This is a genomic window from Neolewinella xylanilytica (assembly GCF_002934605.1).
In the GTDB taxonomy this organism is placed as follows: Bacteria; Bacteroidota; Bacteroidia; order Chitinophagales; family Saprospiraceae; genus Neolewinella; species Neolewinella xylanilytica.
The window spans coordinates 27,645-39,754 of record NZ_PTJC01000009.1; the positions used below are offsets into that span (position 1 = coordinate 27,645).

Annotated in this window: 11 protein-coding genes; 5 read left to right on the plus strand and 6 right to left on the minus strand. The window is 58.3% G+C overall.

Going from position 1 to position 12,110, the window contains the following annotated elements; genetic code table 11:
- Nucleotides 1-80 precede the first annotated feature (80 nt).
- Nucleotides 81-989: a hypothetical protein gene (locus CLV84_RS20715; protein ID WP_146088890.1), complete on the minus strand. Its 909-nt coding sequence runs from the start codon at nucleotides 987-989 to the stop codon at nucleotides 81-83.
- Between the two features lie 50 nt (nucleotides 990-1,039).
- The gene (locus CLV84_RS20720; protein WP_104421767.1) at nucleotides 1,040-1,810 is read right to left on the minus strand and encodes a hypothetical protein; all 771 of its coding nucleotides are present in this window, start codon (nucleotides 1,808-1,810) and stop codon (nucleotides 1,040-1,042) included.
- 181 nt (nucleotides 1,811-1,991) lie between these two features.
- Between CLV84_RS20720 and CLV84_RS20725 the strand changes: the two genes are divergently transcribed.
- The 3 genes from CLV84_RS20725 to CLV84_RS20735 all read left to right on the plus strand — a co-directional run bounded on the left by CLV84_RS20725 (nucleotide 1,992) and on the right by CLV84_RS20735 (nucleotide 7,786).
- Nucleotides 1,992-5,411, plus strand: coding sequence for a DEAD/DEAH box helicase (locus CLV84_RS20725; RefSeq protein ID WP_104421768.1), 3,420 nt, complete (start codon nucleotides 1,992-1,994; stop codon nucleotides 5,409-5,411).
- A gap of 18 nt (nucleotides 5,412-5,429) precedes the next feature.
- On the plus strand, nucleotides 5,430-6,800 hold the full coding sequence (locus CLV84_RS20730; protein ID WP_104421769.1) for a DoxX family protein: 1,371 nt from the start codon (nucleotides 5,430-5,432) through the stop codon (nucleotides 6,798-6,800).
- Nucleotides 6,801-6,874: 74 nt separating this feature from the next.
- Nucleotides 6,875-7,786, plus strand: a complete 912-nt coding sequence (locus CLV84_RS20735; RefSeq protein WP_104421770.1) for a transcription antitermination protein NusB — start codon at nucleotides 6,875-6,877, stop codon at nucleotides 7,784-7,786.
- Nucleotides 7,787-7,971: 185 nt separating this feature from the next.
- Here CLV84_RS20735 and arfB read toward each other — a convergent pair whose 3' ends face one another.
- From arfB to CLV84_RS20750, 3 genes are all read right to left on the minus strand, one after another.
- Entirely contained in the window at nucleotides 7,972-8,373 is a 402-nt protein-coding gene (arfB, locus tag CLV84_RS20740; RefSeq protein ID WP_170067810.1) for an alternative ribosome rescue aminoacyl-tRNA hydrolase ArfB, read from the minus strand.
- Entirely contained in the window at nucleotides 8,370-9,065 is a 696-nt protein-coding gene (locus tag CLV84_RS20745; protein WP_104421772.1) for a metallophosphoesterase family protein, read from the minus strand. The genes arfB and CLV84_RS20745 overlap by 4 nt, the downstream gene beginning before the upstream one ends.
- A gap of 102 nt (nucleotides 9,066-9,167) precedes the next feature.
- Complete coding sequence (locus CLV84_RS20750; protein ID WP_104421773.1) at nucleotides 9,168-9,677, minus strand: DUF1573 domain-containing protein; 510 nt, start codon at nucleotides 9,675-9,677, stop codon at nucleotides 9,168-9,170.
- A 118-nt stretch (nucleotides 9,678-9,795) separates the two neighbouring features.
- Between CLV84_RS20750 and CLV84_RS20755 the strand changes: the two genes are divergently transcribed.
- Nucleotides 9,796-10,473 (plus strand): YjjG family noncanonical pyrimidine nucleotidase, encoded by a 678-nt coding sequence (locus CLV84_RS20755; protein ID WP_104421774.1) that lies wholly within the window; start codon nucleotides 9,796-9,798, stop codon nucleotides 10,471-10,473.
- A gap of 57 nt (nucleotides 10,474-10,530) precedes the next feature.
- On the opposite strand, the gene CLV84_RS20760 is transcribed toward CLV84_RS20755, so the two are convergent.
- Complete coding sequence (locus CLV84_RS20760) at nucleotides 10,531-11,091, minus strand: Dps family protein (protein ID WP_104421775.1); 561 nt, start codon at nucleotides 11,089-11,091, stop codon at nucleotides 10,531-10,533.
- Between the two features lie 190 nt (nucleotides 11,092-11,281).
- Here CLV84_RS20760 and CLV84_RS20765 point away from each other — a divergent pair, with 190 nt between their 5' ends.
- A complete protein-coding gene (locus CLV84_RS20765; RefSeq protein ID WP_245911574.1) occupies nucleotides 11,282-12,100 on the plus strand; it encodes a type 1 glutamine amidotransferase in 819 nt (272 codons plus the stop codon).
- The last annotated feature ends 10 nt before the right edge of the window (nucleotides 12,101-12,110 follow it).

Sequence of the window (12,110 nt, forward strand, 5' to 3'; positions counted from 1 at the left end):
CGAAATGGGCGACAAAACCGCTCTCGCCCGATGACCCGGGGCTAATTGGCCGGTCGGATAACGCGGACAGCGATGCGGGACTACCGACAAGCCTCCAACACTTGCTGACGGCTATCGAACTGCTCATGATCGGCCGTGGAAGCCCACAAACTAGCCAGCGAACTCCGCTCGATCGTGCCGGACGCCGTACAGAGCGCAGCCCGGCTAATGCCGGAGAGCCGCATGCTTCCCTCCACGACGGTTTCATTGAGAGCGGTCAGGTTCGTTAGTTGTGGCATGACGCGGACAGTCAACATTTCCCGGACCCTGCGAAGCCCTTCCATACCGCTCAGATCGGCGAGCCCCGATGATTGCTGTACCGCGAGTGATCCAACCTCCACGGGTGCTGGCCCGAGCTTGATGGACCGCAAGGCCGGCAACGAGCTGATGAATAGCTTATCCTCCACGGCCTGTAATTGGGATAGGGCTATGGTATGCAGGGAACGATTATCCGCGATACTGACCGGCCCCCGAACGATCCGCACAGAAGGAAGGTTGACCGACTTCAGGCTGTCGGAAGTTGAGATGGAAATAGCATCCAGCGTACCGGCGGTGCTGAGGGTCACGCCCCGTAGTTGCCTGCAGTTGGAAATGCGTATACCATCTTCAATCAGGACGCCTGCCAGGGCGTCCACGTTTTCCAGCTTTCGCATTACCCCTAGGTGGAGTTGCCCGATGGCTTCCAGATTTTCCAGTCCGTCCAGGCTCGTCAGTACGTCGTGGTGAGATAAGATGAGGTGCCCTATGTACCGGACGTGCTCCAAAAATCGAAGGTCCGTCTCCTCGATACCAAAAAGTTGCAAGCTTTCGATCCGCTCCGCCCGGCGTAGTTCGGGTAGTGCCGCTTCGAGTTCCGCCTGACCGCGAATAATGAAGGTGTCGGCAACGGTTGGATCGTCCTTTTCACAGGACCAGAAGGCAAGTAGCATAAGGGGAAGAAAAAATCGCATCGGTGAGCAGGGTTAAGGTGCAGAGCCGGGATACGTATCCGGTCGGCGGGTCAGCGCGTCCGAAGATACCGAAAAGTCCGGCGAAACACCCCGTCGCTTACCTCCACGAGCAGCACCCCCCGGGGCAGGTCAGTCAGGTTCAGCTCGGCACCGGCCTGGTATTCGGCGAGCGAAAACGCGGCCAACTCTTGACCCAGCAGAGAGAAGACACGCATCATCGACAGCGGTGGAAACTCCCCCGAAGCCACGTCAAACCGGATGCGGCCGTCTCCGGGATTGGCATACAGCCGCAAATTAGCGAAGCGGGAATAGCTCGCCAGCTCGCCAGTGGTGATGGAACAGTCATTTCGCAGTACCTCCCGGTCGAATGGCTTGTAGCTGAGTGGGAACGTCCGGCCACCCACTTGCGGCGCCACGCCGTAGGCGATCTCGGTACCCATCCGATTCATGGCGTAGAGGTTAGACAAACTGCCACAGGTAAAAAGCAGCAGGCTACCTGCTTCCACCTGATCCGGCGCGGCAAAGAGCAGGTAGCGAGAGCCATTGGCGGCCCCGTCGATCGAAAAGCTGCACATGCTGCCCGATCCGTTCAGCAGCGTCAGTTCCCGTTTATCCGTTCTACCCACCAGCTGGCGATCGACCCTGACCAAACTTGAATGCGCATCCGGTTGATCAACGACCACGACTTCGAGTACCAGCTCGTCGGCTTCCTCGGAGGAACAGATCCGGTTCGCGAGAGATACGGAATTGTCGACGCACGAACAGGCCACGCTATTGGCGGCGCATCCCAGCAAAAGAAACAGCAACAGCATCGTCCGCATAGGCAGGTGGATTCTTTACGCCGGGTAGGACGTAAATCCCGACCCGCTCGTTGGCTACAACGGACATACTTCCGGGAAAAAGGGGAGGGCGCCGGGGCGCAGGTGAAACATCCGCCGGAGAAAGCCAACTTTTTGTGGTATCCAACCGACGCTCTCCGGGAAGCGGACTATCTTGCCGCGGATGGATATCTCCCCCCGCGAGCGGGCCCTGGGCGGGCATTTCTACGGCCGGATTCGCAAACTGATGCAACACGAAGCGCTCCCTCCCCGACAGGGAGTAGAGGGATTGCGCCGTTTATTGCTGGAACTCTTCGAACGAGCTACCGAAGGCGACAAGCTGCACTTCAGCACCACCTACGCGCGGGTCACTTACGCGGCGCACAAGTACGGCCTCTCCCGTCAGTTAATCTACCAGGAGCGGTCGTATCGCCGTACGCGCCCGGACTTGATCCCCGAATCCGCGCTGGTAGCTCAGCTGCACATTGGTTGTCGCCTGCTCACCGAACTGACGGAGGCCCTGTTCGGTGCACCGATTCCCGACGACCTGGTTGCCGGTACGGAAGTAGCCTACCCCATCTACCAGAAACCGGAAGTACGCCAGCACTTTTATCAGCTACGCGTACTGGTGCTCGAAATCAACGGTGCCGAACAGGAGGTAATCGTGCGCGAGGAACGCCGGCCGGAAATGGTCTACCGTATCCCCTACGGCGACCCCGAGCTGGCGGACTCCCCCGTCCGGGAGGCAGTTACGATCCTGGAAAAGATCAGTGGGCCCTTTGTTACCCTCAACCTGATCAATACCCAGCTACGGGAACCGGATCGCCTCTACCCTTCCCAACTGGTCATCGAGCCCGACTTCCTGGTCAACGTCACGGATGTGGCATACTGCTTCAGCAGCGGTAGCAGCTACCAACCCTGGTCTTCCCTGCCCAACCGCCTGCTCCCCTTCGAGAAGCGACCGCCCCTCGTGCGCGGTAACATCGTGAACACCTTCCTGGATTTGCTGGTCCAGGACCCGGACATTCGCTTCGCCGACGTGCTGCCGCGGATCTTCGAAATGCAGCCCCTTGAACTCTGCCTCTTTTCCGACCGGGAGGTACGCGACCTGGTGGACGACCTAAAGCACCACTTCCTGACGGTTTCCCGCTTCGTCCGCGAACTGCTCGCCGATCTTGACATCGAGCGCGACAAGGTCATGCTGGAACCAACCTTTTTGTCCCCGGCCTACGGTCTCCAGGGCCGGCTCGATCTTCTGCAATCCCAGCGGGATACGGAAGAAGGACTTACATCGATCGTCGAACTCAAAACGAGTAAAATTTACAATCCCAACGTCCACGGTATCCGTAGCGATAATTTTATCCAGACAGTGCTGTACGACCTGATGATCAACCAGGCTCTGGGAAAGGAGGCCAACGTCCGGTCGTACATCCTGTACAGCGTAGATTACGATAAGCCGATCCGCTACGCTCCGCCCCAATTCACCCGGCAGATGGAAGCGCTTTCCGCCCGCAACCAACTGGTCGGGCTGGAAATGATGATCGCCCAACTCGGACAACCCCTCCCGACCGGGGAATTACCCGACCTGGCCCGGCAGACGGACGCGCTGTTCGCCCGGCTCCATCCTAGTAGGTTCAAGAATCTTGGTCGCTTCACCGAAAGCGACCACCAGGCGGTGCTGGGCTGCTACCAAAAGCTCGGCGACCTCGAGCGGCGGTACTTCGGGGCCTACCTGGGTTTCGTTGCCCGGGAACAGCGGCTGGCCAAAATCGGCGAACAACGGATCGACCACCTGAACGGATTGGCCAGCCTCTGGCTCGACGACCGCGCCGACAAGGTGGAACGCTTCGAACTGCTCGACGGGCTCCGCTTCGCGGACTACAACGTCGACACCAACATCCTGGTCCTCCGGCGGGCGGAAGACGACGATATCCTGGTAAAGTTTCGCCAGGGAGACATCGTAGCGCTCTACGGAACGCCGGACATGCAAACCCGCGCCGGCGATGCAGTCCGCTCCCAAATCTTCAAATCGACGATCGTGGAAGTTAGCGAGGAAGCCCTGCACCTGCGTCCGCGCAACCGGCAACTCAACGACAGCGCCTTCCGGCGCAAGCCCTACTGGGCCGTGGAAAAAGACGTGCTGGACAGCAGTTTCCGCAACCACTACCTGGGGCTTTACCTATGGGCCGAAGCCGATCCGGAATTTCGCCGGCGGTGGCTTGGTCTGGTGCCGCCCCGCCGCGCCGAACCCCACGCTTCCCGGATTTCCGAAGAGCTGACGGTCGAACAGGACACCATCCTGCGAAAGATCATCACCGCACCGGACTATTTCCTGCTCTGGGGGCCTCCGGGCACGGGAAAGACGAGCAAAATGCTCCATCATCTGGTCCGCCACCTGCTTACCGCCACCGAGGAGAACGTACTACTCGTAGCCTATACCAACCGGGCGGTGGACGAGATATGTGAGAGCATCGAACGGATCCGGACGATCACGGGGGAACCTTTCCGGGACTACCTCCGCATCGGTTCCCGCCTCGGCACCAGTGAAGCGTACGCGGACCGGCTTCTCCAGGTCAGAAGTCAGGGGGTGACCCGCCGCAAAGATCTCCGGGAGCTGGTGGACACCACCCGCATCGTGGTCGGCACGGTGGCGAGCGTCGGTGGCAACAATGAGCTCTTTAAACTGAAATCCTTCGACCGGGTCATCGTCGACGAGGCGAGCCAGATCCTGGAGCCGCTGCTCGGAACCCTCCTGACGCGTGCGCCACGGAGTCTGCTCATCGGGGATCACCGGCAGCTGCCCGCGGTGGTGCAGCAAGCGGATCATGCGACTTACGTTATTGACGAAACTCTACGGGCCGCAGGCATAAAAGACCTGGCCAACAGCCTTTTTGAACGGCTTTTCCTAACCGCCAAGTCAAACGGCTGGACGTGGGTGTACGACCAGCTACGTCACCAGGGAAGGATGCACCGGGAGGTGATGGCCTTCCCGGCCCTCCACTTTTACCACGGGCAACTCGACATCTTGCCCGACACCATCGATCACCACCACCGTCAGATCGAGCAGCTGCAATTGGTTGCCGGCGAGGACCGCCTGGAACAACGCATTTGCCAGCAGCGGCTGGTGTTCATCGATACCCCGGCGGATGAGACCAGCTCCGATCCGAAGGTGAACCAGCACGAGGCCGACACGCTGGTTCAACTCGTAAGGGCCTTTCAGGCGGTGTACGCGCGGACCGACCGACCAATCCGCCGGGGCGATATCGGGATCATCACGCCCTACCGGGCCCAGATCGCGCTGATTCGGCGTCGGTTGGTGGCGGCCGGGTTTTCGCCCGACGATTATACCGTAGACACCGTGGAACGCTACCAGGGCAGTGCGAAGCGTATCGTCCTCATGTCGCTGTGCACGAACGACCGCCGGCAGGTGGAACGCCTAGCCCAGGTCAGCGACGAGGGCGTGGACCGCAAACTCAACGTCGCCATGACCCGGGCACGGGAGCACCTCGTGCTGGTAGGCTGCCCGGAAATTTTGCAAGAAAGCGACGTATACGCTAAGCTCCTGGAGCACGTTAGAACCACACCCGTTAACAGTTGTAATTGATCTTACTAACTTGAGCTCATGACGCTTACTACCCTGCTGATCTACATCGGTCTGGCCGCCCTGGCCCTTACCGGTATTACCCACTTCGTGCTTCGCGCGACCCGCAACGTGGGCATGAGTCTGTTGCAGAACTTCGTCGGTGCCCTGTTCCTTTTTTCGGGTTACGTGAAGGCCATCGATCCGCTGGGAACGGCCTACAAGATGGAGCAGTACTTCGCGGAGTTCGAAGCTACGGCCAACGGCGCGGGGGCTGCGTTTCTCGCGCCGGTATTCCCCTGGCTCAACGAGTTTGCCGTTGGCTTCTCGGTCTTCATGATCGTGCTCGAAATCATGCTGGGATTCATGCTGATCCTGGGCGCTAAACCGCGGCTGACCGGGTGGCTGTTGTTCCCGATCATAGCATTTTTTACCGTGCTGACGGGCTTTACCTACCTGACCGGCTACGTCCCTTCCGGATCCAATTTTTTCGCCTTCGGGGACTGGGGGCCGTACACCGATACCAACATGAAGGTCACGGACTGCGGCTGCTTCGGAGACTTCCTGAAGCTTGAGCCGCGCGTCAGTTTCCTGAAGGATGTGGCACTTCTGATTCCGGCCGTTATTTTCTTGCTTGCCCCCGGTAAACTGCACCGGCTCTTTACCTACCGCACCCGGACGCTGGCGATCGTTGCCGCAGGAACCATATCGGTGTTTTACTGCCTGAGCAACTTTGTCTGGGATATTCCCCACCAGGATTTTCGGCCCTTTAAGGTTGGCACCGATGTTGCCGCCCGCAAACAGGCCGAATCCGATGCGGCAGCCGCGGTAACCGTGCTCGGCTACGAGCTCACCAACAAAGCTAACGGCGAAGTCGTGCGCATGACGACGGATGAGTTCCTGAAGGTATACAAAGACTACCCCGAGGAGGCGTGGGTCATCGACAATTTTACTTCCGAGCCCACCCTGGAGGCCACTAAAATCAGTGAATTCGAGGTGAGCGACGCCGAGGGGTACGATGTCGTTCCGGATCTCCTAGCCGACCCCGGTTACACCTTCGTGATCGTGGCCTATAAACTTAAGGGCGAGGCCGGCAACTGGGACGAAGACTACGTCGAGGTTTGGCGCGAAGACATTCAGCCGGTGGTCGAACGGGCGAAGGCCGCCGGGCACACCGTCATGGCCATGACCAAGTTTGTCGACGACGCTACCATCGAGGACTTCAAGCGGGCGATTGGCGCGGATTACCCCTTCCACCGGGGCGACGATATCCTGCTAAAAACGATCATTCGTTCCAACCCCGGCGTGGTGCTGATGAAGGAAGGAGTGATCCTCAATAAGTGGCACCACGACAAGCTTCCGGCCTTCGAAGACATCGCGAATCGGGATATTTTAGCCGCTTCGTCGAAGTAGTCCCCGAATTTTTCGTTGCTTTGCGCTGCGTGAGTGGCAGTGACGTCCCGCGCATTTGAAAACCGGACTCCTCTATGCTCAGTCGCCGCAACGTTCGCATCAAGATCATGCAGGTGCTTTATGCCGCCCAACGGCAGGAGCGTCATGACCTGAAGGCGATCCGCAGCCATTACGCACTCCTGGTAAAACGCTCCTTCGAGGTTTACCTACAGAACCTGCTGATCCTTCAACGGTGCTGCGAATATGCGCGCCAGGACCTGGCCACCCGGAATGCCAAATTCCGCCCCAGCGCCGAGGACCGCAGCTTCCGCGACACCCTGGCCACCAACCCTTCGGTCCGCTCGCTCTCGGACAATAAGGCCCTAAGTCAACTCTACGACCGCTATCACATCCGGGGCATGGTGGATGCGGATCAAATCAAACAACTCTACCGGGATTTCCTCGCGACGGAAGCCTACGCCGCTTACGCCGCCCACCCTACGCCTAGCCGGGAAGACGATACGAAGGTGCTGTTGGCAATTTACAAGTGGTTGCTCAAGCAGGAGCTTTTCCTGACGATGGTCGAAGATCACTTCCCGCTGTGGAACGAGGATAAAAGCCTGGTCGTCGGCGCGGTGAAGAAAACCATTAAGGCCCTCCCCGAAGAACAGGATTTCTACCGCGAATACGAAAACACCTCGGAGGCAGTGAGTGAGTTTGGAGAGGTGCTGCTCTCCTTCGTTGTCGATGCGAACGACCAGCTGCTGGAGCGCATTACGTCCGTCCTCCAGAACTGGGACGCCGAGCGAGTAGCCATCATCGACATGATCCTGCTCAAAATGGCCATCGCCGAATTCCTGGAATTCGACTCCATTCCCCCCGAGGTGACCCTCAACGAATACTTGGATATCTCCAAGCTTTACAGCACCGAAAAGAGCAAGGACTTCCTCAATGGCGTGCTGGATAAACTGCTGAAGGGACTGCAGGAGGATGGGTTGGTTAAATAGCTGCTTGCTAGCGCTGGTGCGCTCCCGCGTGCTGGAAGCTGGTGACCCTTGCGGCAGCAGCTACCCTTAGTGGATCTCCGTGCGTTGTTAAACTCGAATTCGAATTAAGCGCACTGAGATCGTTCCTCTTGAACCGTAGGAGAGCCGCTGCGGCAAAGCCGCGGGCAAGCGTTACCGGGAAGCCACTAAAAATCAATTTTCCCCCGCCCCTTCTTAACCTCTCCCCGCCGCTTTTTGCGATCCAATCGTTTGCGGTTGTTCGCCTTGAAGGCCCCGGCCCTGCGCTTTTTGGGTGGGTTGCGAACGCCGCGTTCCAATAGTTGGCGCATCGCATCCAGCGCTCGTTTCCGGTTGGTGTGCTGGGATCGATCGGACTGGTCGGTAACGGAGAGTCGGTCCTGGCTGTCCATGCGGTTGCCCAGGTGAAAGCGCAGATTATCCCGCTCGCGCCGGCTTAACCCCTGGCTTTCCCGGATATCGAGAACCAGCTCGACCCGGCTTTCGGTTTTGTTGACGTGCTGGCCACCGGCACCGGAAGATCGACTGGTGCGCAACTGCAGTTCCCGTTCAATTATCTCCCAATTCATCGATCCAGGTTGGGGACAAAGGTGAAGGTGCGTTCGTCGAGGTTGAGGGCGCATAAATTGCCCATACCCGGCTTGGTATGAAAACAGCCGGCGTCGATATCGAATACCGGATACGCTCTTCGCCGCGGATGGATCTGGGCCTCCACCTGAGCGCGGGCCAGGGGGGTATGTCCGTGCACGATTTTCCGGTCGCCCAACCAGTCGTAATCGATGTACCGGTACCAGTTTCGTCGATTGAGCATGGCTTTTTTACCCTTCAGCGGATTGTTCCGGCGAAAGTTCAGCCCGGCGTGTACCAATACATAATCTTCCAGGAGATAGAAGTAGGGCAAATTATTGAGCCAGAAGATGTGGACGGGGTCGATCTTGCCCTCGGGATTACCGGGAACGATATAACTCTGGCGGGTAGACTTGGCCCCCGCGCTTCGCCAGGTAGCCCGACTGTGCTTATCGCCGATCAGGATGGCGTCGATCATATACTGATCGTGATTGCCGCGCAGCGCGTGAATCCGGTAGCCTTCTCCCTGTAGTTTGATGATCAGGTCCAGCGTCTGGGCGCTTCGGGGGCCGCGGTCCACGAAATCCCCCAGCAGGTACAACTCGTCAGACGTACTGAAACTGATACGGTCCAGCAGCGCCTCGAACGAGCGAAGACAGCCGTGAATGTCAGAAATAGCTATTCTACGGGGCATTGGCAAAAACGAAAGGCGCAAAAGTAGGATTATCTACCCATATACGTACGACGCCCCGTCCACCAGCGGTGAACGGGGCGTCAAGGGGTACAACCGCGTACGCTACTGTACGGCGTTGGGATCGGCAACCACGGTTCCGTTCAGCGCGATGACGGTCTGGGCGGGATCGGTGTTGGCGGTGATGGTCACGCGCTGGTTCCGCTGACCGACTTTGTTGTTGCTGTCGAAGCGAACGGTGATCTCGCCGGTCTCACCGGGAGCGATCGGTGCGGTCGGGCGGCTGGGAACGGTACACCCACAGCTTCCTTTAGCATCGGTAATGATGAGGGGCTCCTCACCGGTATTGGTGAAGGCGTAGGTATGGGTGATGATCTCTCCCTCCGTAACCTGACCGAAGTCGAAGGCCGTTTCGGCAAACTCCATGCTGGTTATTGGGCCGGAGGGCACTGCAACGTTAGCTTGCATGGGAGCCGCTGCATTGGGATCGGCGGGAGTTACGGTTTCGATGTTCTGGCGGGCTGCCTCCCGGACATCGTCGTTTCCTTGCTGGCAGGAAAAAACGCTGAAGGAAAGGGCTACGGCCGCGATAAGGGAAAAGCGAGTAGGAAACATACTATGCTGGTTTTGTGAAGCACAAAGATTGAACAATCAACGCTTCCGAAGCCCCTCAGGATACAAGAATCTTGTTAACGGCTTGCAAACGCTACCTTCGCCCCCTTAAGTGAACTACATGTATACCTGGCTTCTCTTCGATGCCGACAACACCATCTGGGACTTCGACGCCGCCGAGGCGCACGCCCTGGAGCAAACCCTGCTCGAGCGCGATATTGCCTGGTCGGTCGAGGTATTGAGTACCTATCGTTTGATCAACCGGGAAGCATGGGACGACTACGAAAAAGGCCGACTGCCCAAAGAACAGCTTCGGGATATTCGCTTCCGCCGACTCCTCGAGCATTACCGCCACGATCACCCCGCCGAGCAACTATCGCTAACCTACCGCAATTACTTGGCCGCCAGCCATCACCTCCTCCCCGGTGCGCTTACGGTACTGGAAACCGTAAAACAGAATTACCGCTTAGGGCTGATTACCAATGGGCTTTCGGAAGTTCAGCGCCCCCGCCTGGCGAACACCGGCATTGCTCCCTATTTCGAGTTTATCGCCATCAGTGACGAGCTCGGGGTAGCCAAGCCGCACGCCGCCTTCTTTGAACACGCCCACACGCAAATGGGTGGGCCGGATCCCAGCGAGGTGCTCGTGATCGGAGACAACCCTAACGCCGATATTCTCGGCGCGCTATCCTACGGGTTCGACGCCTGCTGGTTGCGTCATCCCGGAACGGCCAACCGCAAACATCTCGGCGAAACCATGCGCATCCGAACCATCATGGAGCTGCTCGACCACCTATAAAAAAACCGCCGCTTCCGGGAGGAAACGACGGTTAGTTAGTCCGAATCGCGGGGATACTTAGTTGTGCCCGGCTTTTGCTTCGTCTTCACTGTGCAGGTACCCGACGGCAAGGCTGTCTTCCCCGAGGAAGTGTTCGCAGTGGTGGGCACGGTCTTCAATCTTGAAAAGAAATTCCTCGAGCATGGATTTCGTGCCGAAGTCGCCCAGCTCGAAGGCCTTTTGAATGGATTTCCGAAACTCCTGGGCAATCGCTTTCTCGTTGTTCATGTCGGCCTTGATGCCGTCGCGGATCCGGTATACCCCTTCCGGTTCTTGCTCGATATAGGAGAGCTTTACGTAATTTTCCATCCGCGTAGTCGGGTCGAAGCCCAACAGGGTTATGCGCTCGGCAACGGCATCCGCCTGCTGGTGGATCTCGGTGTAGTTCTCCTCCAGAAATAGGTGAAGGTCCCGAAATTGCGGTCCTTCCACGAGCCAGTGGTGTTTGTGGTACTGAAAATACTGGATCCACAGCGCGGCCAGGTGGCGGTCCAAATGCTCGCGCATGGTTTGACACGTCTCCTCGCTGAGCCCGACCGGATTGCCTTCGTATTCCTTATGTTCTCTGATCTTTTCCATTGGTTGATGTTTATTGTCCCAACATGCAGTGGCCGATCTTGTTCGTAGTTTAGGAGTTGGGATCCAGCCCGATACTGGGCGGGCGTCGACGTCCGTTTAAAGACAAACGCCTAACTTTACCCTGCCCTTGCGTCACCTTTCGGACCTTCGTTCGTCTCATTAGCGTTGCCAGACAAAACCCCGATAAACCATGAGCCGTCTCCGACTCGCCATCCTCGATCTCTATAACGGTATTCCCAATCAGGGCATGCGCTGCATCCGCGAGATCGTGGAACAGTTCAGCGATCGCGTCGAGTACGACGTCTTCGATGTCCGCGTCGAACACCGTCTTCCCGACCTGTCCTACGACATCTACATCAGCAGTGGAGGCCCCGGCGATCCACGGGAGGGCGATGGTACCTGGGAAGGGCTGTGGGGTGCCTGGTTCGATTCCGTCCGCGAACACAATGCCACCCAGGACCGCAAAAAATTTGTCTTTTTCATCTGCCATAGCTTCCAGATGGCGGTCCATCACCTCAACATGGCCGATGTGACCCAGCGCCAGGGGCTCAGCTTCGGTACCTTTCCGATGCACATCACGGCGGCTGGCGTGGAAGACCCGGTATTTACCGGACTGGAAGATCCCTTCACGGCAGCCGATTTTCGCCGCTTCCAGGTCATCCAACCTGACCCGGCGCGTATGGAGGAGCTCGGAGCCACCATTCTAGCGATTGAAAAAGAGCGCCCCCACGTCGATCTCGAACGGGCCACGATGGCGATCCGCTGGACTCCGGAGATCGTCGGCACCCAATTCCATCCCGAAGCCGATGCGGACGGCATGCTCGAGCACTTCAGCCGCCCCGATATTAAGTCGGAGGTGATCGCCGAGCACGGCCGGGAGAAGTGGCTGCGCCTGATGGCTGACCTTACCGATCGCACCAAAATTTCCCACACCCACGATTCGGTGATCCCCGGATTCCTGAATCGCGCGATCAGCGTACTCGCCCCCCGGGTTGAAGTAGCCGGCTAGCCCTTTTCGG

Bases quoted from the DNA above. Each gene is read 5' to 3' on its own strand.
- CLV84_RS20720 (WP_104421767.1), bottom strand. From the start codon at position 1,810: ATGCGGACGATGCTGTTGCTGTTTCTTTTGCTGGGATGCGCCGCCAAT.
- CLV84_RS20755 (WP_104421774.1), top strand. From the start codon at position 9,796: ATGTATACCTGGCTTCTCTTCGATGCCGACAACACCATCTGGGACTTC.
- CLV84_RS20750 (WP_104421773.1), bottom strand. From the start codon at position 9,677: ATGTTTCCTACTCGCTTTTCCCTTATCGCGGCCGTAGCCCTTTCCTTC.
- CLV84_RS20730 (WP_104421769.1), top strand. From the start codon at position 5,430: ATGACGCTTACTACCCTGCTGATCTACATCGGTCTGGCCGCCCTGGCC.
- CLV84_RS20735 (WP_104421770.1), top strand. From the start codon at position 6,875: ATGCTCAGTCGCCGCAACGTTCGCATCAAGATCATGCAGGTGCTTTAT.
- arfB (WP_170067810.1), bottom strand. From the start codon at position 8,373: ATGAATTGGGAGATAATTGAACGGGAACTGCAGTTGCGCACCAGTCGA.
- CLV84_RS20760 (WP_104421775.1), bottom strand. From the start codon at position 11,091: ATGGAAAAGATCAGAGAACATAAGGAATACGAAGGCAATCCGGTCGGG.
- CLV84_RS20745 (WP_104421772.1), bottom strand. From the start codon at position 9,065: ATGCCCCGTAGAATAGCTATTTCTGACATTCACGGCTGTCTTCGCTCG.
- CLV84_RS20715 (WP_146088890.1), bottom strand. From the start codon at position 989: ATGCGATTTTTTCTTCCCCTTATGCTACTTGCCTTCTGGTCCTGTGAA.
- CLV84_RS20725 (WP_104421768.1), top strand. From the start codon at position 1,992: ATGGATATCTCCCCCCGCGAGCGGGCCCTGGGCGGGCATTTCTACGGC.
- CLV84_RS20765 (WP_245911574.1), top strand. From the start codon at position 11,282: ATGAGCCGTCTCCGACTCGCCATCCTCGATCTCTATAACGGTATTCCC.